Annotated in this window: 24 protein-coding genes; 11 read left to right on the forward strand and 13 right to left on the reverse strand. The window is 62.6% G+C overall.

The window, feature by feature from the left end; genetic code table 11:
- Positions 1-68: 68 nt before the first annotated feature.
- The 3 genes from AO692_RS06280 to AO692_RS06290 all read left to right on the forward strand — a co-directional run bounded on the left by AO692_RS06280 (position 69) and on the right by AO692_RS06290 (position 3,187).
- Positions 69-1,019: an HlyD family efflux transporter periplasmic adaptor subunit gene (locus AO692_RS06280; RefSeq protein WP_054309163.1), complete on the forward strand. Its 951-nt coding sequence runs from the start codon at positions 69-71 to the stop codon at positions 1,017-1,019.
- Between the two features lie 114 nt (positions 1,020-1,133).
- Entirely contained in the window at positions 1,134-2,054 is a 921-nt protein-coding gene (locus tag AO692_RS06285; protein ID WP_054309164.1) for an ABC transporter ATP-binding protein, read from the forward strand.
- Positions 2,051-3,187 (forward strand): ABC transporter permease, encoded by a 1,137-nt coding sequence (locus tag AO692_RS06290; protein WP_054309165.1) that lies wholly within the window; start codon positions 2,051-2,053, stop codon positions 3,185-3,187. Before AO692_RS06285 ends, AO692_RS06290 begins: the two co-directional genes overlap by 4 nt.
- A gap of 6 nt (positions 3,188-3,193) precedes the next feature.
- On the opposite strand, the gene AO692_RS06295 is transcribed toward AO692_RS06290, so the two are convergent.
- A complete protein-coding gene (locus AO692_RS06295) occupies positions 3,194-4,174 on the reverse strand; it encodes a threonine/serine dehydratase (RefSeq protein WP_054309467.1) in 981 nt (326 codons plus the stop codon).
- 318 nt (positions 4,175-4,492) lie between these two features.
- Between AO692_RS06295 and AO692_RS06300 the strand changes: the two genes are divergently transcribed.
- On the forward strand, positions 4,493-4,933 hold the full coding sequence (locus AO692_RS06300; RefSeq protein WP_054309166.1) for a hypothetical protein: 441 nt from the start codon (positions 4,493-4,495) through the stop codon (positions 4,931-4,933).
- A 70-nt stretch (positions 4,934-5,003) separates the two neighbouring features.
- Here the strand turns inward: AO692_RS06300 and AO692_RS06305 are convergent, their stop codons facing one another.
- Positions 5,004-5,327 carry a hypothetical protein gene (locus AO692_RS06305; RefSeq protein WP_054309167.1) on the reverse strand — a complete coding sequence of 108 codons (324 nt, stop codon included), beginning with the start codon at positions 5,325-5,327 and terminating at the stop codon, positions 5,004-5,006.
- Between the two features lie 161 nt (positions 5,328-5,488).
- Here AO692_RS06305 and mbfA point away from each other — a divergent pair, with 161 nt between their 5' ends.
- Positions 5,489-6,472 (forward strand): iron exporter MbfA, encoded by a 984-nt coding sequence (mbfA, locus tag AO692_RS06310; protein ID WP_054309168.1) that lies wholly within the window; start codon positions 5,489-5,491, stop codon positions 6,470-6,472.
- Between the two features lie 65 nt (positions 6,473-6,537).
- Here the strand turns inward: mbfA and AO692_RS06315 are convergent, their stop codons facing one another.
- From AO692_RS06315 to AO692_RS06330, 4 genes are read right to left on the reverse strand one after another with little or no spacing between them, the layout of a single operon-like run.
- On the reverse strand, positions 6,538-6,882 hold the full coding sequence (locus tag AO692_RS06315) for an antibiotic biosynthesis monooxygenase (RefSeq protein ID WP_054309169.1): 345 nt from the start codon (positions 6,880-6,882) through the stop codon (positions 6,538-6,540).
- Positions 6,879-7,805, reverse strand: coding sequence for an alpha/beta hydrolase (locus AO692_RS06320; RefSeq protein ID WP_082407228.1), 927 nt, complete (start codon positions 7,803-7,805; stop codon positions 6,879-6,881). The genes AO692_RS06315 and AO692_RS06320 overlap by 4 nt, the downstream gene beginning before the upstream one ends.
- A complete protein-coding gene (locus AO692_RS06325; protein WP_054309468.1) occupies positions 7,802-8,134 on the reverse strand; it encodes an NIPSNAP family protein in 333 nt (110 codons plus the stop codon). The genes AO692_RS06320 and AO692_RS06325 overlap by 4 nt, the downstream gene beginning before the upstream one ends.
- 35 nt (positions 8,135-8,169) lie before the next feature.
- Positions 8,170-8,436 (reverse strand): DUF1127 domain-containing protein, encoded by a 267-nt coding sequence (locus AO692_RS06330; RefSeq protein ID WP_054309171.1) that lies wholly within the window; start codon positions 8,434-8,436, stop codon positions 8,170-8,172.
- Between the two features lie 68 nt (positions 8,437-8,504).
- Between AO692_RS06330 and AO692_RS06335 the strand changes: the two genes are divergently transcribed.
- Positions 8,505-9,188 carry a winged helix-turn-helix domain-containing protein gene (locus AO692_RS06335; protein ID WP_054309172.1) on the forward strand — a complete coding sequence of 228 codons (684 nt, stop codon included), beginning with the start codon at positions 8,505-8,507 and terminating at the stop codon, positions 9,186-9,188.
- A 9-nt stretch (positions 9,189-9,197) separates the two neighbouring features.
- Here AO692_RS06335 and AO692_RS06340 read toward each other — a convergent pair whose 3' ends face one another.
- Complete coding sequence (locus tag AO692_RS06340) at positions 9,198-9,692, reverse strand: SMI1/KNR4 family protein (protein WP_054309173.1); 495 nt, start codon at positions 9,690-9,692, stop codon at positions 9,198-9,200.
- Positions 9,693-10,036: 344 nt separating this feature from the next.
- Here AO692_RS06340 and AO692_RS33375 point away from each other — a divergent pair, with 344 nt between their 5' ends.
- From AO692_RS33375 to AO692_RS06350, 3 genes are all read left to right on the forward strand, one after another.
- Positions 10,037-10,183: a hypothetical protein gene (locus AO692_RS33375; protein WP_152979733.1), complete on the forward strand. Its 147-nt coding sequence runs from the start codon at positions 10,037-10,039 to the stop codon at positions 10,181-10,183.
- A gap of 284 nt (positions 10,184-10,467) precedes the next feature.
- Positions 10,468-10,818 (forward strand): YciI family protein, encoded by a 351-nt coding sequence (locus AO692_RS06345; protein WP_054309174.1) that lies wholly within the window; start codon positions 10,468-10,470, stop codon positions 10,816-10,818.
- An 18-nt stretch (positions 10,819-10,836) separates the two neighbouring features.
- Entirely contained in the window at positions 10,837-12,081 is a 1,245-nt protein-coding gene (locus AO692_RS06350) for an RNA polymerase sigma factor (RefSeq protein ID WP_054309175.1), read from the forward strand.
- A gap of 12 nt (positions 12,082-12,093) precedes the next feature.
- Here the strand turns inward: AO692_RS06350 and AO692_RS06355 are convergent, their stop codons facing one another.
- The 3 genes from AO692_RS06355 to AO692_RS06365 all read right to left on the reverse strand — a co-directional run bounded on the left by AO692_RS06355 (position 12,094) and on the right by AO692_RS06365 (position 14,647).
- Positions 12,094-12,729, reverse strand: coding sequence for a glutathione S-transferase family protein (locus AO692_RS06355; RefSeq protein WP_054309176.1), 636 nt, complete (start codon positions 12,727-12,729; stop codon positions 12,094-12,096).
- A 156-nt stretch (positions 12,730-12,885) separates the two neighbouring features.
- The gene (gene cysK / locus AO692_RS06360) at positions 12,886-13,866 is read right to left on the reverse strand and encodes a cysteine synthase A (RefSeq protein WP_054309177.1); all 981 of its coding nucleotides are present in this window, start codon (positions 13,864-13,866) and stop codon (positions 12,886-12,888) included.
- Positions 13,867-14,029: 163 nt separating this feature from the next.
- Complete coding sequence (locus AO692_RS06365) at positions 14,030-14,647, reverse strand: LysE family translocator (RefSeq protein ID WP_054309178.1); 618 nt, start codon at positions 14,645-14,647, stop codon at positions 14,030-14,032.
- Positions 14,648-14,842: 195 nt separating this feature from the next.
- Between AO692_RS06365 and AO692_RS06370 the strand changes: the two genes are divergently transcribed.
- Positions 14,843-16,099 (forward strand): Hsp70 family protein, encoded by a 1,257-nt coding sequence (locus AO692_RS06370; protein WP_054309179.1) that lies wholly within the window; start codon positions 14,843-14,845, stop codon positions 16,097-16,099.
- Here AO692_RS06370 and AO692_RS06375 read toward each other — a convergent pair.
- The 3 genes from AO692_RS06375 to hrcA all read right to left on the reverse strand — a co-directional run bounded on the left by AO692_RS06375 (position 16,096) and on the right by hrcA (position 18,832).
- Positions 16,096-17,412, reverse strand: coding sequence for a sorbosone dehydrogenase family protein (locus AO692_RS06375; protein ID WP_161808050.1), 1,317 nt, complete (start codon positions 17,410-17,412; stop codon positions 16,096-16,098). The genes AO692_RS06370 and AO692_RS06375 overlap by 4 nt on opposite strands.
- Before the next feature lie 107 nt (positions 17,413-17,519).
- On the reverse strand, positions 17,520-17,714 hold the full coding sequence (locus tag AO692_RS06380; protein WP_054309180.1) for a hypothetical protein: 195 nt from the start codon (positions 17,712-17,714) through the stop codon (positions 17,520-17,522).
- Positions 17,715-17,746: 32 nt separating this feature from the next.
- Positions 17,747-18,832 carry a heat-inducible transcriptional repressor HrcA gene (gene hrcA / locus AO692_RS06385; RefSeq protein WP_054309181.1) on the reverse strand — a complete coding sequence of 362 codons (1,086 nt, stop codon included), beginning with the start codon at positions 18,830-18,832 and terminating at the stop codon, positions 17,747-17,749.
- Between the two features lie 134 nt (positions 18,833-18,966).
- Here hrcA and rph point away from each other — a divergent pair, with 134 nt between their 5' ends.
- A complete protein-coding gene (gene rph / locus AO692_RS06390) occupies positions 18,967-19,683 on the forward strand; it encodes a ribonuclease PH (RefSeq protein ID WP_054309182.1) in 717 nt (238 codons plus the stop codon).
- Positions 19,684-19,685: the final 2 nt, after the last annotated feature.

The following is a 19,685-nucleotide window of genomic DNA, read 5'->3' on the forward strand; positions in this document are numbered from 1 at the left end:
TTGAGGTCGCCCAGCTCTTGCCTCGGCCAAGGCTGGCAATCGGCCCGGTTATCGAGGGGTGATGTGAAATGAGCTTGCTGTGTTCGCTCCCTCTGGCAGCACACCTATTTTCCGCCTGCAGCGCCGCCGCGCCGCTCGCCGTCGGTTATGTCGAAGGCGACTTCGTACTGCTGGCCCCCATCGAAGTGGCCGAAGTGAAGACAGTTTCGGCACGGCGCGGCGACCGTGTCAGCCCCGGCCAACCGGTGGCGACGCTGGAGAGCGCCGATGCCGAGATCGCCGTGGCACAGGCCAAGGCAGCGCTGGCCCAGGCGCAGGCGCAACTGGCCGACCTTCAGGTCGGCAAGCGACCGGAAGAGATCGCCGTGCTGGAAGCCACCTTGCGCTCGGCCAAGGCGCAGGCGGCGGATGCCGCGCGCACCCTTGTCCGCACGCGCGATCTGTTGAAACGCGGCGTCGCCACCCAGGCTCAGTACGACGATGCGGCAACTCAGGCAGAGGTCGCAGAAGCAGCCATCGGCCAGGCCACGGCCAATCTGGCCGTCGGCAATCTGCCGGCACGGCCCGAGACGATCAAGGCTGCCGAAAACCAGGTGAAACAGGCGAAAACCGCACTGGATCAGGCGCAATGGCAGCTTTCCAAACGCACGCTTGTCGCGCCTGCCGCCGGCCGCGTCGACGACATCATCCGCCATGCCGGCGACACGGCCGGCCCCAGCGCGCCGGTGCTTTCGGTGCTGCCGGATGGTGCGGTGAAGCTCACCGTCTACGTGCCCGAAGCCAGCCTCTCCTCGGTCAAGGTCGGCGGCGAACTGGCTGTGCGCTGCGATGGCTGCCCGCAAGACCTCAAGGCCCGCATCAGCTACGTCTCGCCCGATCCGGAATTCACGCCACCCGTCATCTACTCGCTCGAGAACCGGCAGAAGCTGGTCTACCTCGTCGAGGCGCGGCCCATGGGCGATGCCGGACCGCTGCAGCCGGGGCAGATCGTGGATGTGGATCTAGCGAATAGTGAGTAGCGAGATGGTTGAATCGATCTCATCAAGGCACGACCGGCTTTGCTGCTCGCACCTCACCATTCGCTACTCACCATTCGCTACTCCCTACTCGCTCGCTGCCGGAGGCAGCGTCCTATGAACGCCATCGACGTCAAGAACCTGGTGAAACGCTTCGGCGACAAGACCGTCGTCGACCATGTCACGATGAGCGTGGCGGAAGGCGAGATCGTTGGCTTCCTCGGCCCCAACGGCTCCGGCAAGACCACGACCATCCGCATGATGTGCGGGCTTTTGACGCCGGACGAAGGCGAAGGCACCGTGCTCGGCTACGACCTCAGGACGGAGAGCCTGAAGATCAAGAACGAAGTTGGCTACATGACGCAGAAGTTCTCGTTCTACGAGGACCTGACGATCGCCGAAAACCTCGAATTCGTCGCCCGTCTTTATCATCTGAAGCCGATTGAGGATCATGTCGACAAGACGCTGGAGGAACTTGGCCTGACCAGCCGGCGCAACCAGCTCGCGGGTACGCTTTCGGGCGGCTGGAAGCAGCGACTGGCACTCGCCGCCTGTATCATGCACAAGCCGCGGCTGCTTCTGCTCGACGAGCCGACCGCCGGTGTCGATCCAAAGGCCCGACGCGAATTCTGGGATGAGATCCATCACCTCGCCCATGGCGGGCTGACCGTCCTGGTCTCCACCCACTACATGGACGAAGCCGAGCGCTGCCACCGCATCTCCTACATCTCCTATGGCAAGCTGCTGGCCACCGGCACCGTGGCGGAGGTGGTGGAGAATGCGGGGCTCACCACCTTCATCGTCGAAGGGCCGCGCCTCGACACCGTGACGTCCGCTCTCGAAGGCAGACCCGGTGTCGACCAAGTAGCGCCATTCGGCGCGACGCTGCATGTCGTGGGTTCGGATGCTGCCGCGCTCAAACACGCGCTGGCCGATGTCGAGAAGACGCATCCCGGCGTCAAGGTGAGGCCTGGCGAAACCAGCCTGGAAGACGTCTTCATCCAGTTCATGGCCGGTTCGAAGGACAATATGGCGTGAGCAAGCTGTTCTCCCCCGCCAGGCTCGGCGCGCTGCTGACCAAGGAATTCATCCAGATGCGGCGCGACCGCGTCACATTCGCCATGATGCTGGGCGTTCCGCTGATGCTGCTCATCCTGTTCGGCTTCGCCATCAACAGCGACCCGAAGCGGCTGCCGGCGGCGCTGCTGGCGATGAGCAGCGACCCATATACGCGTGCCATGGTATCGGCGCTGGAAAACACCAACTACTACCGCTTCGACTACATCGCCCGCACGGAAGCCGAGGCGGACTTCCTGCTGGCGCGCGGCGATGTCTCCTTCGTGGTCACCATTCCGGCCGATTTCGGCAAGCGCGTCGAGCGCGGCGACCGGCCACAGATTCTGATCGAGGCCGACGCGACCGACCCGTCATCCGCGAGCGGTGCCATCTCCACCCTCGGCACCGTCGCATCCCAGGCCCTGCTGCGCGCTCGTGGCATGGAAGCAGCTGCCGCCGAGGATGCGGCAAGCCAGCTCGATGTCATCACCCACCGCCTCTACAATCCCGAAGGCATCTCGCAATACAACATCGTGCCCGGCCTGCTCGGCGTCATCCTGCAGATGACCATGGTGATGATGACCTCGATCGCGCTGACGCGCGAGACCGAGCGCGGCACGATGGAGAACCTGCTTGCCATGCCGGCCAACCCGCTGGAGATTATGCTGGGCAAGGTGTTGCCCTATGCCGGCGTAGGCGCGGTGCAGGTGGTGGTGGTGCTGATCGCGGCGAAGCTGTTGTTCCATGTGCCATTCGTCGGCGGGCTCGGACTGCTTCTGTCCTCGATCCTCGTCTTCGTGCTTGGGCTGGTTTTGCTCGGCTACACGATCTCGACCGTGTCGCGGACACAGATGCAGGCCATGCAGCTCACTTTTTTCTTCTTCCTGCCGTCGATCCTTCTGTCCGGCTTCATGTTCCCCTATCGTGGCATGCCGGGCTGGGCACAGACCTTCGGCGAGATTTTCCCGCTCACCCATTTCCTGCGCATCGTGCGTGCGGTGATGCTGAAAGGTGCCGAGTTTCCTGCCGTTGCCAGCGAGATCGGCTGGCTGATCTTCTTCGTGGCGCTGTTTGCAGGGCTGGCGCTGATGCGCTTCCGCCGCACGCTCGACTAGCCCGGTTCAGGCAGCGGCCAGGATTTTGGCATAGGTGCCGAAATCGACATTGCCACCGGAAAGCACCACAGCCACGCATTTGCCGGCAAGGTCGATCTCGCCGGAGGACAGCGCGGCAAGCCCGACGCAGCCGCCAGGCTCCACCACCAGCTTGAGATAAGCCATCGCGTCGCGCATGGCGGCCGCCGTCGCCTCGTCCGACACCGCGACGGAACCGGCAAGGTTTTTGCGGTTGATCTCGAAGGTGATGGCGCCGGGTTCGTGCGTGAGGATTGCGTCGCAGATCGAGTCGTGGCCGGGATCGTTGGCGAGGCGCTGGCCGGCAGCGAGAGAGCGGCGGGTATCGTCGAAATGCTCCGGCTCGGCCACCCAGACGGCAGTCCGCGGCGAGGCATCCTTGACCGCGATTGAAATACCGCTCGACAGCCCGCCCCCACCACACGGCATCACCACCGCGTCGAGCGTCATGCCGAGGGCGCTTGCCTGTGCAACCAGTTCCAGCCCGATCGTGCCCTGGCCGGCGATGATGGCAGGATCGTCGAAGGGCGGCACCAGCGCCATGCCTTGTTCCACCCATGGCCGTACCACAGTCATGCGGTCATCACGGAACCGGTCGAAGCGCACCACTTCCGCGCCCATGCGCTTTACGTTGGCGACCTTGGTTTCCGGCGCATCCGAAGGCATGGCGATCACGCTTTTCAAGCCGAACATGGCGGCGGCCGCCGCCACGCCCTGCGCATGATTGCCGGAGGAAAAGGCGACAACGCCGCCGCGGCGTTCCTCCTCCGACAGGGAGGAGATCTTGTTGTAGGCGCCGCGGAACTTGAACGAACCGGTGCGCTGCAGCGTCTCCGGTTTGAACAGGATGCGGCCACCGAAACGTTCGTTGAGCATGGGGGACTCGATCAACGGCGTCGTCACGATCAGGCCCGAAAGACGCTCGGCGGCGTTGCGGACATCGGCAATGGCGGGAAGCGAAGCTGTCATGGAAACCTGCTCAATCACACATTCGCCGTCATCATGTGCGCGAAGCATAGGCGAGCGCCAACGAAAAGATGTAACCGTGACAATGTTCATTCGCCTAGCGCAATTCCAGGAAAAGTGTGTAGCGGTTTTCCGTCCGGAATTGCGCAAAACAAAGAGTTAGAGCGTTTCCGCGTTTCCGTGAAAAACGCAAACGCTCTAGTGTCATCGGTTCGTCAGGGACGTCGGCGGTGCTCACCGATTGTTTCTGAACCAAGCGAAATCTGACTTGAACAGGACAGCGCCGCCTGACCTTGTGCGGCGATGAGAGGAGGCCTTCAAATGCGCAAGATCCTTACCCTTTCCACCCTCGCCATGACGCTGGCACTGACGAGCCTGCCACTGACCACGGCCTCGGCCGAAGACCTCAACATCCAGATCGGCCCGGATGGTCCCAAGGTCATGATGCGTGACCGGCGCTGCGATCCCGACCGCGAATATTGCGGTGAGCGCCGCCGCTCCGACGAATGGCGCAGCGAGGACGACTACGGGCGCCGCCGTTCCGACGAGTGGCGTAGAGACCGTGAGGATGACGACGGTTATCGCCGCCGCGAATGCAGTCCGGATCGCGCACTCGACAAGGCCGAGCGCATGGGCGTGCGCCGCGCCCGCGTCGTCGGCGTCGGCCGCCGCACCATCGAGGTGCGCGGCATTGCCCGCAGCGGCGAACGCGTACGCCTCATCTTCGGCCGCCGCGACCCGCGATGCCCGTTGATGAGCTGACATCTTTCGACAATGCAAAATGCGAACGGGCGCCCAACAGCGCCCGTTTTGCTTTGGCTGACGCGGTTTCTTACCCCAGCAAGGTCGGCTTGCGTTTGTTTCCGCCAGCCTTGCGCCAGGAATTGAAACGATGCGTGGCGGCCGCGAAGGAGATCTTCATCTTCTGCGAGACGGAATAGCGCGATTCACCCTTGTCGAAGAGCCGATAGCAACACTCGACGCCTTCCCCGGTCAGCTTGCCATCCGGCGTTTTGTTGTGCGGATTGGCTGGGTCGAACGGTTCGATCTCTACCGACATCATGGTCTTGAGACGGGCAAGGTCGGCCTCGATCGAGGCGATGAGATCGAGAACCGGTTTCGGATCAAAGGATTTCGTGCGCTTGGCAGCCGTCATGCAAAGGTCTCCGGTTGGCTTCTCTCGACATATAGGTGAACATTCGCCGATAAAAAGGACCATCGCAAAACCATGACGACTGTCGGATAGCCAGCCGTCACGCTTGACCGGCCGGTGGTAGCGGCATAGTTTAGAATAATTCTAAACTAGAGATATCCATCATGCTTTCCCGTGTTTTCGGCTTCGGCCGCCGTTCCTTTTCCTCGCTCTCCGAACAGGAAATCCTGGCGCTGGCCATCTCCTCCGAGGAGGACGATGCCCGCATCTACCGCTCCTATGCGGAGGGTCTGCAAGAGAGCTATCCGCATTCGGCCAGGATGTTCGAGGAAATGGCAGCAGAAGAAGACAAGCATCGCGGCCTGCTGATCGAACTGCACCGCAAGCGTTTTGGTGAACTCATCCCGCTCATCCGCCGCGAACATGTAAAGGACTACTACGAACGCAAGCCCGATTGGCTGGTGCGCCCCCTGGGCATCGACAAGGTCCGCCACCAGGCCGAAGAAATGGAGCGGCAGGCCCAGCTCTTCTACACCGAAGCGGCCAAGCGCACGTCCGATGCCTCCACCCGCAAACTGCTCGGCGACCTCGCCGCGGCAGAACAGAACCACGAAAACCTCGCTCACAAGCTTGAGCAGAAATATGTGCCGGGCGACGTGCGCGATGAGGAAGCCGCGACGGAGCGGCGGCAGTTCATTCTCACCTATGTGCAGCCAGGGCTGGCCGGGCTGATGGACGGCTCTGTATCGACGCTGGCGCCGATCTTCGCAGCGGCTTTTGCCACACACGACACCTGGCAGACCTTCCTCGTCGGCCTGTCGGCCTCGATCGGCGCTGGCATCTCGATGGGTTTCACCGAGGCCGCGCATGATGACGGCAAGCTCTCGGGACGCGGTTCGCCGCTGAAGCGCGGGCTGGCCAATGGCATCATGACTTCGCTCGGCGGCCTCGGCCACGCCTTGCCTTATCTCATCACGAATTTCTGGACCGCGACTTCCGTGGCTGCAGTCGTCGTGTTCTTCGAATTGTGGGCGATCGCCTTCATCCAGAACCGCTACATGGAAACGCCTTTCCTGCGCGCAGCTTTCCAGGTGGTGCTCGGCGGTGCGCTGGTGTTCGCCGCGGGGGTGCTCATCGGAAACGCCTGACGATCCGGCACTTCCCTCTCCCGCAAGAGTGGCCTCTCCCGCAAGAGTGGAGAGAGAAGTGCCGATCAGCCATGAGCTTTTTGGCTGTCGGCCGGCACTTCGGCGCGGTCGAACATGCCATAGTCACGCATCACATGGGCAATGCGCAGGCGGTAATCCGAAAAGATGCCGGCGCGACCGGCTTTCTGAGCCTGACGATGATCCTCGCTGTTGCGCCATTCTCGCACCGCCTCTTCGTCGCGCCAGAATGACAGAGACAGGACGCGTGCGGGGTCGGTCAAACTCTGGAACCGCTCGATGGAGATGAAACCGTCGATGCCGTCGAGCAACGGGCGCAGATTGGCGGCAATGCCGAGATAAGCGTCGCGCTTGCCCTCGGCCGGGGTGACTTCGAAGATAACAGCGATCATGGGTTTGTTTCTCCTGCGAGGAAGCGGCCAGCCGTTTCAAACAACGCCACGCGGCCAGTTTCGAGGTGCATCAGGTGGGTGCCCTTCGGGAGTTTGCGATCGAGCTTGATCCGGCCTCCCAACCGGCCCATCAGCCAAGCGGCGTCCAGGTCGTCCGAAACGCGATCCCAGGCACCGCGAACTACCAGTGTCGGCGCCTGGATCCGCGCGGGATCATAGACCATCCGGCCGGCCCAGGCATCGGCGATGTCGGCCACGGGACCACCGGGCACCTGCACAGCGGGTGGCGTGCGCGCCGCATTGCCAGGATCGGTGGCAAGGTAGGCCGGCCCCCACGACGCGAGTTCCGGCTCGATCAGGACAGGCGGATGCCCCGAAGGCACGTCTTCGACAAAACGCGACAATTGATCGGCGATGGACACCAGCCGCCAGGCTGGCACATGGGCTTCCCTATCGCCTGCGACGTCGCGCCGGGCGATCGGCCCGAACAGGACCAGGCGATCCACGTTCTCAGGCCGTGTCGCCGCATAGAGTCCCGCGACAAGAGTACCCCACGAATGGGCAATCAACGAAACCCGCGCCCCACCCGTAGCAGCCAGGACATGCGCGACGACCCGGCTAAGCTGCCGGCGGGCCCATGGCGCACGGCCTCCTGGCTGCCCGCCAGCAGGCGAGCGCGAAAAGTAGGCCGGACGGTCGGACCCGCCATAGCCGGCAAAATCGAAGGCCCATACATCAAAACCACGCCGGTGCAGATCGTCCATCCAGGAATGGCCGTCAAACCGGTACGCGACTGACAGTGCCGACGGGAATGTCGCACCATGGACGTAGATGACGCTTGGTCCCGACGAAGCGACGCGCCTGACCAGCAATCGAGGTTCACCGGCATGTCCGTCGAGTATGGTGGCCTCGCCCGGTGTCACGGCTTAACCAACGCTGCATGCGGCGCTGATGCCAGCTTCAGAAAAATCCGGTCTTCCTTGAGGATGAAGTTTTCGCGCCGGGCGAACTCGAAATTGGCCTTGCCTGCGGGATCGGCGGCAAGGCGGGCGCGGTAGGCTTCGTAGGCCGCCAGACTGTCGATGTTGTAGAGCGCATAGGCTGTCGTGGCGGAGCCTTCATGCGGTGCGAAATAGCCGATCAGGTCCGCGCCGCAGCGAGGGATCGCCTGCCCCCAGTTACGGGCATATTCCTCGAACGCCGCCTTCTTGAACGGATCGATCTCGTATCGGATGAAGCAGGTGATGGTCATGGTGATCTCCTTCGGCAGGGGCATCGACACTTCGATCACGATCGAAACATCGGCTGGGAAATGGGATTAGACGCGGGATATGATCGCGGCAGCCAGAAGGACTTTGCGCATTCGCGCCGTATATCTTCGGGCGCCAGGCCAAGGTCTTCGAGTTGCCATGCGTCGAGTTCGACAAGCTCCAGCCGCTGCAGATAACGGTCATAACGGCGCATCAGCAGCGACCACAGCCCGCGTGCGACCCAGCGAAAGCGGAACCGGGCGTAGCCGACATCGGCACTGACAGGATGAGACAGGCTGGTCATCGTCGTCTCCTTGAACTGCTCGCAAATTAGTGCTTTTCTTGCGTCAATGCTTTGATGGAGATCGAACTATGAAAGACGGACCGGATATCGCCCGTATCGCCAGCCTGATCGGCGACCCTGCCCGCGCCAACATGCTGACGGCGTTGATGGCAGGCGCCGCGCTGACGGCGAGCGAACTGGCGCTGGAGGGTGGCGTCACCCTGCCGACGGCATCATCGCACCTGGCCAAGCTCATCGAAGGCGGGTTGCTTACCGTCACCGCCCAGGGTCGTCATCGCTATTATGGCCTGGCTGGGCCGCAGGTAGCCTCCATGCTGGAGGCCATCATGGGCGTAGCAGCCGGTGTCGGACCCAAGCGCGCCCGCCCCGGCCCGCGCGAACCGGCAATGCGCGAAGCGCGTGTCTGCTACGACCATCTTGCCGGCGAACACGCCGTGAAGATGATGGACACGTTTCTCGCCCGCGACATCCTGGTACGCGACGGTCAGGAGATTCGGCTCGGGCCGAACGGTGCCTCGCATTTCATCGCAATCGGAATCGACATGGAGAGGCTAGGTCCCTCGCGCCGGCCGGTCTGCCGCGACTGTCTCGACTGGAGCGTGCGCCGCTCGCATCTGGCTGGGCAGCTGGGTGCTGCGATCCTCGACAAGATCCTCGCCGAGAAATGGGCGCGCCGAGAAAAAGACAGTCGCGTCGTCACCTTTTCACAGAAAGGTCGCCAGGCATTCGAGAAGGCATTCTTGGAGGTTTAGCCAAGTCGACTATTTGCGCCGGAGCTTCCTGACGAACTCCGTGAACGACGACGCCAGGGGCAACACGTAACCCCAGTCCCTGGAACTGGCTTCCTCCAGGGTCCAATCGTCATCCTCGGGCGCAAGTTCGTGGTCGATGAAGCAGAGCTTCCCCTCGTTGCCCTCATCGAGCCGGAGGCAGATGGGATTTCCGCCATGGTCACTCATGATCCACAGCAGGTCGTTGTGCAGAGGCCATGGCGGAAATCTCCGGTTGTGGACCAGCGAATAAACCGGATCCTTCTGCAGGCCGCCAACGTCCTGCACATATCCGGCCCACACCCCGTTCGGAAAATCAAACGAAACTTTTTGGAGGCATCTGCCGCCGGCACAGGCCAGCAGAAATGCGCAATAGTCGTCAGGAAGGAAGATTCCCGTCGTTTCCTCGAACCGCTGCAGGTCGCGTGGCACCGCGGGACTCTCCCCTGCCTGGTTGACGGCGTCGATAAAGCGCCAAAGCTCCATTCGCACGTTCCCACAGATCGCGATTCATGCCTGCAGCGTAGTGAGGAAGCAGCCCTTTCGGCAACTCCCGCAGCGAGGTGAGCATTTCCGTATTTCGCAGCCGAAAGGCCGAAACCGAACCGCGTTTTTCCGAGTCTCAAACGAAAGCTTCTGTGGCGCGAAAGTCACAGCGCCGGCAAAGGCGTCAAATGGCGCCAAAACACCGTGAATCCGCCACTTTGCGGCCATGATTCGTAGAGGTTTCGCCCGAAGATTAACATCCCGTTCACCGACTATTCACGCCTTCTCGCTAGGATGCACCCAATCGGACGGGACATCCGAAAATCGGGACAGGGAATAGACGAATGACCATCTTCAGCCAGTTCAAAGGCTACGCCGCCGCCATCCGCGAATTCATCGCGCCAACCTATCGGCCCGAGCGCCATTACATGCGCGGTCCCGGTCCGGCTTGTGCTCGCCGCACCCACACGCTCGGCGTGAGCGCCCACTGATGACACTGGAAAGCCGTCACGACAGCCGGGTCGCCCGTCCCGCTGGCGAACAACGCACGACCACCTATCGGCCGCTGCGGCCAGGGATTGCTGCATGCCCCTGAGACGCTGCAACCGAAACAACTTCCCGATCTTCAAACCGCCGGTGTTCTCCCACGCCGGCGGTTTTCGTTTTTCCAACAGGGGCTGAAAGATTTTTCGGCATCGCCTGTCGAAATCGGGCAAGCTCGCGCGACATTCGTGCGGCCAGCAAGGACGCGGCCTTCGAAACTCGGGAGATTGTCGTGCAATATATGCTTCTGATCCATGTCGACGAAACGGCCTTCGCCAGGATGACCCCCGAAATGCAAGGGGTAATGTCGGAACCCTACATGGCCTACAATGCTGCACTCGAGAAGGCCGGAGCCATGGTGGTCGGCCAGCGGCTGCAGCCATCCAACGTCTCCACCACGGTCAAGGTCCGCGAGGGCAAGACAGAGGTGCTCGACGGCCCGTTCGCCACCACCAAGGAACAGCTCGGCGGCTTCTACCTTATCGAGGCTCCCGATCTCGACGCGGCACTTTCCTGGGCTGCGCGATGCCCTGCCGCCAGCCATGGCACAGTCGAGGTGCGCCCGATCTGGCCGACCCACTGAGCAGCAAGGCAGGGCGCGATGGCCTCGGCCACGGAGACGGCCCGGGCGGCGGCTGAAGCGGCCGCCCGCCAAAGCTACGGCAAGCTCGTCGCTTTCCTCGCCGCGCGTTCGCGCGACGTTGCCGGCGCCGAGGACGCGCTCGCAGACGCCTTCGCGATGGCGCTGGCAAGATGGCCCGAAACGGGTGTCCCCCAACATCCCGAAGCCTGGCTTCTCGCGGTGGCGCGCCGCCGCGCCACCGACCAGCATCGCCGACGCCAGACACGCGAGGCGGCACTACCCCATCTCAAGCTCATCGAAGATGAAATGGAGGAAGAGGCAATGCGCGAGAAGCTGCCGGACGATCGCCTCGGCCTGATCTTTGCCTGCGCTCATCCGGCGATCGATTCAGGCGTGCGCGCGCCGCTGATCCTGCAGACGGTGCTCGGCTTTGACGCCGCCACCATCGCGTCCGCATTTCTGATCTCACCCGCCACCATGGGGCAGCGGCTCGTACGCGCCAAAGCCCGTATCCGGGAAGCGGGTATCCCTTTCCGCATTCCTGAACTGCCGGAACTACCTGAGCGGCTGTCGGCAGTACTCGAGGCTGTCTACGCTGCCTTCGCCGAAGGCTGGACCGATCCTGCCGGGACCGAAACGCGCCGCCGCAACCTGGCGACCGAGGCAATCTGGCTTTGCCGGCTGGTGACCGAACTGATGCCGGAAGAGCCGGAAGCTCTCTCACTGCTCGCGCTGATGCTCTATGCTGAAGCGCGACGTGAAGCGCGCCGAGGCGCGCAAGGCGACTTCGTGCCACTCAGCGAGCAGGACATGACCTTATGGAATACCAAGCTGATTGAGGAAGCGGACGCGCTGCTGCAGCGCGCGGGCCGTTCCTCCAGTCTCGGCCGCTACCAGATCGAAGCGGCAATCCAGTCCGTGCATATCGCTCGCCGCCTGACCGGCAGGACCGACTGGGCGGCACTCAGACAATTCTACGATGCGCTTGCCCTGGTTGCCGGCTCGCCAGTCGTGACCATCAACCGCGCGGTTGCCGTCGGCGAGACCGATGGGCCTACCGCCGGGCTGGCCGAACTCGACACTGTCGCCGACGACCGCCGCATCGACGACTACCAGCCTTATTGGGCAGCGCGAGCTGGGCTGCTAACCGAACTCGGCCGGTGGGATGAGGCGCGGCTGGCCTACGAAAGGGCGATCGGACTGGAGCGCGATGAAGCAGTGCGGCGGTTCCTGGCCGCAAAGAAGGCGACGCTCCTGAACTGAACAAATTACCCTTCAGGCTGATCGGGAGGGCCACATCTCATGGCGCCCATTGAGCACGGTAAGCATCGGATCAACGCGCAGTCTGGCGCAGACCCGCTCGACATTCGGCCAGGCTCGACGCGCCTTATCCATGTCCGGATACCAGCAAACCAGCATCAGCATATAGATGTCTGCAATGGTACCGCTGTCACTCACCAGCCAATCACGGCCGGTCAGCGCACTGTCCAAAATACTGATTTCCTTATCCATCTCGACAACCGCCGCCTGCTTGACCGCAGCGATGCCGGCAGCGTCGGTGGTCGAACGGTGTGGATAATAGTAGCGCAGATTGGCCATGTAGATGGCGGTCGCCATGAACGCCATCCAACGCAGGAAATCCGCCCTGCCCGGCTCGCCGGCAACCGGACCAAGCCCCTTTCCCGGGTGCAACTCAGCGAGCAAAAGCGAGATCGCCACCGTTTCGGGGACGGCATGACCACCCGGCAGGACCAGCACCGGCACCTGGTTCATCGGGCTGATCCTGAGAAATTCCGGGTCGGGTTGCGGCATCTTGGGCACGTCGATCTGTTCGAATGCCACGCCAGCCAGCTTGAGTGCTGCCTCGATCACGAACCCGCCCGAGCCCGGACGCGTATAAAGCTTATACATTTTTTGCTGTTCCTCCCTGGTCCGGCGTTCGGACCAGAGTGGATTTGACCTGGCCGAGGCCAGCACTCAAGCTGGCAACAGCAGGGCCAACAGGTTTTTCACAGGGGCCAGGGAAGGGAAATGCCTTCCCGCCTCGCGGCCCCCGAGAGAAAAGACTTACGTGCCAAGCCCTTCGAAAAGCACAGTCGAAAGGTAGCGTTCGGCAAAGGACGGAATGACAACGACAAGGTTCTTGCCCTTGTTCTCCGGCCGCGAGCCGACAATGATCGCGGCCTGCAGCGCGGCGCCAGACGAAATACCAACCGGCACGCCTTCCAGGCGGGCAACGAGGCGGGCATTGGCGACGGCGTCCTCGTTGGAGACCTTGACGATCTCGTCATAGATGGTGGTGTCGAGGATCTTCGGCGCAAAGCCCGCGCCGAGACCCTGGATCTTGTGTGGGCCCGGCTGGCCGCCCGACAACACCGCTGATGCTTCCGGCTCAACGGCCACGACATGCAACGAAGGCTTGCGTTTCTTAATAACCTGGCCGACGCCGGTGATGGTGCCGCCGGTGCCGATGCCGGAGACGAAGATGTCGACTTCGCCCTTGGTGTCGTTCCAAATCTCTTCAGCGGTGGTTTCGCGATGAATCTCGGGATTGGCCGGATTCTCGAACTGCTGCGGAATGATGGCATCCGGCAGCGAAGCGGCCAGTTCGTCGGCCTTGGCGATCGCGCCCTTCATGCCCTTCGGGCCTTCGGTCAGCACAAGTTCGGCGCCGAGCAGCGCCAGCATCTTGCGACGCTCGACCGACATGGTTTCGGGCATGGTGAGGATCAGCTTGTAACCCTTGGCGGCGGCGGCGAATGCCAGCGCGATACCGGTATTGCCGGAGGTCGGCTCGATCAACACCGTCTTGCCGGGGGTGATCTTGCCGTCACGCTCCAGCGTCTCGATCATGGCGACGCCGATGCGGTCCTTCACCGAAGCGATCGGGTTGAAAAACTCGAGCTTGGCGAGAAGATTGGCGACGATGCCCTTTTCCTTCGCGAATTTGTCCAGCCTGACCAGCGGGGTATCGCCGATCGTCTCGGTAATCGAATTGTAGATGCGGCCGCGGCCGGGAACACGTGCGGAGGTTACAGGCTTGTTCATTGATTTCGCTCCCTGAAACGAGGCTGCCTTATGCGGCTTTTCACCAACGGAAGATAGGCCGCCACCCGACTATATCCGAGTGGGCAGCGTGCTGAAAACAACAGGTGGCTGGAACAGTTTTCCTGATTATCCCGGATTCAGGTTCAGCTTTGCGCAAACACCCTCAGGACCGGGCGGCAATCGCTGCCGCGGCACCAACCATGAAGCCGGCTGCCGTACGGTTCAACGCTTTCAATGCTCGCGGCGAACGCAGGAACCAGCGCGCCTTCGCCGCGAGCGCCAGATACGGCACCAGGACGATGAGCAGCACGACGGCGGTGATGGCGGCCAGGATGCCGTAGTCAGCCAAGGTCAGCGATTTGAGATCGACGATGGTCGGCGTGATCGCCAGATAGAAGATCATCGTCTTCGGATTGCCGAGCGTGACGGCAAGGCCAGCCAGCACCGAGGGAACGAAACCATCCCTGCCCTTGCGGGCTTCGACCGTTTCCGGCGTGATGCCGGCCGTCCAGAAACTCCAGGCGAGATAGGCAAGGTAGAGCACACCCAGCCATTTGATGACCAGGAACACCATGCCGAAACTCTGCGCCACCAGCGCAAGGCCGAGCACGACCGCGGTGAGATAGGTCAGATCGCCAAGCACGAGCCCCAATGACATTGCCAGAGATGAGCGGAAGCCGGAACCGAGCGCTCTCGCCACCAGCGCCGTCACGCCGGGACCGGGGATGGCGGCGGCGACCGCAAGGGCGGCGGAATAGGCAAGAAATCCGGCAAGGGTCATCGCAAAAACCTCGGGAACACCGGCGCTTTATCGCATGGAAGCCAGCCCCCTGGAAATGGCACAGTGTTTGGTCCAGCCACTCACAATTTCCTGAAAAGGCATCGACATTTCGACCCGGCTCCTGTACGCGCACGGTCCCGCCGCGACCCGCACCGACAGGTCGCGCCCTTTTACGCAAACATCCAGGACGAGACGATGCGACCGGCTTTCGGCGGCATAGACTTCGGCACCTCCAATTCCACCGTTGGCGTGATCGAAAACGGCCGGCCACGCCTGGTGGCGCTGGAGGACGGCAATGCGACGCTGCCCTCAGCGATCTTCTTCAATTTCGAAGACGGCAACACCCTGTTCGGCCGCCGCGCCATCAGCGATTATACGGATAGCGTCGAAGGCCGGCTGATGCGCGCGCTGAAGAGCGTGCTGGGTTCTTCGCTGGCACATGAAAAGACGCGCATTCAGGCACGCACGCTGGCCTTCACCGATATCATCGGCCTCTTTGTCGCCCACCTGAAGGCGCGGCTGGACAGCCATGCCGGGCAACCGGTGGAAAATGTGGTGCTTGGCCGACCCGTGCGTTTCGTCGATGAGAGTGACGCCGCAGATGCCGACGCGCAGAGCCAGTTGGAAAAGGCAGCCCGCAAACAAGGATTCAAGCATATCGACTTCCAATTTGAGCCGATCGCCGCAGCCCTTGACTACGAACATACGCTCAACCGCGAAGAACTCGCCCTGATCGTCGACATGGGCGGTGGCACGTCTGACTTCTCCATCGTGCGGGTGTCACCGGAGCGTTCCGCCGCCAGCGACCGCAAGGGCGACATCCTGGCCAATCGCGGTATCCACATCGGCGGCACCGATTTCGACCGGTTGCTCAGCATAGCCAGTGTCATGCCCGAACTCGGCTATCTGACACCGACGAAGGACGGCAAGCGCAACCTGCCGGCGGGTTATTTCGTCGATCTCGCCACCTGGCAGCGCATCAATCTGCTCTACACGCCGAAGGCCATGCTGGATCTGCGCCAGATCCGCTACGAGGCCGCGCGGGCCGATCTGGTCGACAGGTTGATCGAAGTGGTCGAACACCGTTTCGGGCATGCGCTCGCCACGAAGGTGGAAAGGGCGAAGATCGCGCTGACCGACCAGGACGAGGCAACAGTGGAGGTGGTTCTGCCCGGCGCGAACTTCTCGGCGGAATTGACCAAACAAGGCCTGGAGGGCACCATCCACAACGAGGTCGGTCGCGTCACGCAAACGGTTGCCGATACTCTGGCCGATGCCGGCGTGAAGCCTGCGGACATCACTGCCGTATTCCTGACAGGCGGCTCGACCGCCATCCCCATGGCGCGGCGCAGCATCCTGGGATTGGTGCCCGACGCCAAGGTGGTGCAGGGCGATGCGTTCGGTTCGGTCGGCCTCGGCCTTGCGCTCGACGCACGCCGCAAATTTGCCTAGCCCTTACCTTTGTAGGAGATACGCCAGACGGTACCGTTGCCGTCCTCGGTGACGATCAGCGAACCGTCCCTGGCGACCGCCACGCCCACCGGTCGGCCCCACACAGCATCGTTGGAGACGACGAAACCCGTCATGAAGTCTTCGTACTCTCCGGTCGGCTTGCCATCCTTGAAGAACAGCCGCACCACCTTGTATCCGGTCGGCGCGCCGCGATTCCACGAACCGTGCAAGGCGACGAAGGCATCGCCTTTATATTCGGCTGGGAACTGATTGCCCTCGTAGAAGGTGATGCCCAGCGGCGCCGAATGCGCCTGCATCAGAACGTCCGGTACTGTCACCTTCCCCGCGAGGTCAGGGCGAGTACCGGCATGGCGCGGGTCCTCATTGTCGCCGATGTAATACCAGGGCCAACCGTAGAAGGCGCCCTGCTTTACCGACGTTGCGTATTCGAACGGAAGATTGTCGCCCAACGCGTCGCGTTCGTTGACCACGCACCAGGGTTCGCCGGTGGCCGGCTGGACGGTGAGCCCCGAGCAGTTGCGCAGGCCGGTGGCCACGGTGCGGCTGTTCTTGCCGTCGGCGTCGAAAGCAAAGACTGCGGCGCGGCCGCGTTCGTAGCTCCATGCAGCTCCGAGCGCCTCGCTGGCGGCCCATGCCTTGGGACCTCCGGGGGGATCTCCGAGGTCTTCGGCTGCATTGGAAGCCGAACCCACCGACAGATAAAGCGTGTTGCCATCCGGCGAAAAAGCGATGTCGCGGGTCCAATGGCCGCCGTCAGGAATGTCCGTGACAACCGTTTCGGGTTTTCCGGACGCCTTCAGGTCGCCCTCCTCGTAAGGGAAGCGCACAATGCTGTCGGTGTTGGCGACATAGACCCATTGCGGCTTGGCCGGCGGATAGAAAGCGATGCCGTAAGGTGAACTCAGCCCTTTGGCGTAGATGGATTCTTCGGCAGGCTTGGCGCCGGCGGCGCCAGGCCTGTAGAGCCGAACCTGGTCAGCGCGGCTGTCGGCGACGAAGATGTCGCCATTCGGCGCAACGCGCACCGCGCGCGGATTGCTGATGCCTGAAGCGATCAGTTCGGCCGAAAAGCCGGCGGGCAGTTTCGGCTCCGCATTCTTCGGACGCCGGACCTCGCTCGGGCTGTTCGAGGCGGAGTCGGAGACATAGGGTTTCGGCAGATCCTGTGGCGTTAGCAGACGCCGGATGCCGGGCTGGTCGGCACGCCAGCCACCGAAGGCGGCCTCCCCTTTCAGAACTTCGGATTGCTGGGCGAGAGCCGAAGAAACCGGCGCTACGAAGAACGGAACCAGCAAGGCTGCGACAGCACGTTTCACATCATCCTCCTTCACCCACCACGACGACGATAGGATGGGATGCGCGCCAGCGCATCACAACTGGCTGTGAGAACGACCGCCCTTCAGGCCTCGGCGCCGAAGCCAGCTTCCAGCCGCTTTTCCAGTTCGACAAGATCGGCCGGCAGCGGCAAGCCGAGCGCACGCAGTTCGGAGAACTTCTCGCGCAACTGCTCCTGGATCTCGTGCTCGTCTTCCGGCTGGTTGACCATCTCCTGCAGAAGCAGGCCGATACGGGCTTTGATCTCTTCCAGCGCCATGGCGTTCCCTCCTGGCCGGCAGTCTCAGCTAACTACCGCAGCATGCGCGAAATCAGCTGTGCCGTATAGTCCACCATCGGCACGATGCGCGCATAGTTGAGCCGCGTCGGGCCGATCACGCCGAGGGCGCCGACCACGCGCGCATCCTTGTCGCGATAGGGCGCGACGACCAGCGACGAGCCTGACAGCGAAAACAGCTTGTTTTCCGAACCGATGAAGATGCGCACGCCCGAGCCCTGTTCGGCGAGGTCGAGCAACTGGATCAACCCATCCTGAGCCTCCATGTCCTCGAACAAACGCTTCAGGAGCTCGATGTCGGCCTGAGCGGTGACGTTTTCGAGCAGATTTGCACGACCGCGCACGATAAGGCGCGCCGGCAGGCCGCTTTCAGTGCCTGCCCAGACGGCAAGGCCCTTTTCGACCAGATCCTGCGACAGCGTATCGAGCGCAGTGCGGGTTTCTTCCTTCAACCTTGAAATCTCACCGCGTGCCTCGGCGAGCGTGCGGCCACGGATATGGGCGTTGAGGAAGTTCGAAGCCTCGTGCAGTTGCGAAAGCGTGATGCCGGCCGGCAGGTCGATGACGCGGTTTTCGACATCGCCACCCTGTGAGACCAGCACCGCCAAAGCCTTGCCCGGCTCCAGCTGGATGAATTCGATATGCTTCAGCGCCACTTCAGCCTTGGCGGCCAGGACGAGCCCTGCACCACGCGACATTCCGGACAGCATCTGGCTGGCTTCGGTCAGCATGTGTTCGAGCGACATGCCCTCGCCCGAAGCCTTCACCTGCGTCTCGATGGAACGGCGTTCCTCGTCGGTGAGATCGCCGAACTCCATGAAAGCATCGACAAAGAAACGCAATCCCTGCTGGGTCGGCAGCCGGCCTGCGGAAATGTGCGGTGCGTAGATCAACCCAAGATGCTCGAGGTCGCTCATCACGTTGCGGATCGTCGCCGGCGACAGCGACGAGGGCAGGATACGCGACAAGGAGCGTGAGCCGACCGGCTCGCCGTCCCGTAGATAGGACTCGACGATGCGCCGGAAGATATCGCGCGAACGGATATCGAGCGGCTGAAAGGCCGGCGATTGCATGATCGGATCAACGATGGGCTTGGTCATCGGGCGCTAAATCTCCGGAGACAAGGATATAGATTGCAGCCGGTGCGACGCAAGCGACCCGTTTTCCTTTGCGCCCGGTCTTCCATGGAGCTACAAGCCGGCCACGACTCCAAAACCAAGAAGAAAGACCTTTGATGCGCCCCTCCAAACGCCAGTCAGACGAAATGCGTGCGATCTCCTTCGAGCGCGGCGTTTCCAAGCACGCCGAAGGCTCCTGCCTGGTCAAATTCGGCGACACGCACGTGCTGTGCACGGCAAGCCTGGAGGAAAAAGTGCCCGGCTGGATGCGCAACACCGGCAAGGGCTGGGTGACAGCCGAATACGGCATGCTGCCACGCTCGACCGGCGATCGCATGCGCCGCGAGGCTTCCGCAGGCAAGCAGGGTGGGCGCACGCTGGAAATCCAGCGCTTGATCGGTCGCTCGCTGCGCGCCGTGGTCGATATGCAGGCGCTGGGCGAGGTCCAGATCACCGTCGACTGCGACGTCATCCAAGCCGATGGCGGTACCCGCACGGCTTCCATCACCGGCGGCTGGGTGGCGCTCTACGACTGCCTGCGCTGGATGGAAGCGCGCCAGATGGTAAAGCTGGACAAGGTGCTGAAAGACCATGTCGCCGCCATTTCATGCGGCATCCATGACGGCCAACCGGTCATCGATCTCGACTATCTTGAGGATTCCTCCGCCGGTACCGACGCCAATTTCGTCATGACCGGCAAGGGCGGCATCGTCGAAATCCAGGGCACGGCCGAAGGTGAACCTTTCTCGGAAGAGCAGTTCACGGCGCTGATGGGCCTGGCCAAGAAGGGCATTTCCCGCCTGGTGTCCCTGCAGCAGATGGCGGTGGCCTGAAG

The organism is Mesorhizobium sp. 1M-11 (assembly GCF_001303895.1).
In the GTDB taxonomy this organism is placed as follows: domain Bacteria; phylum Pseudomonadota; class Alphaproteobacteria; order Rhizobiales; family Rhizobiaceae; genus Mesorhizobium.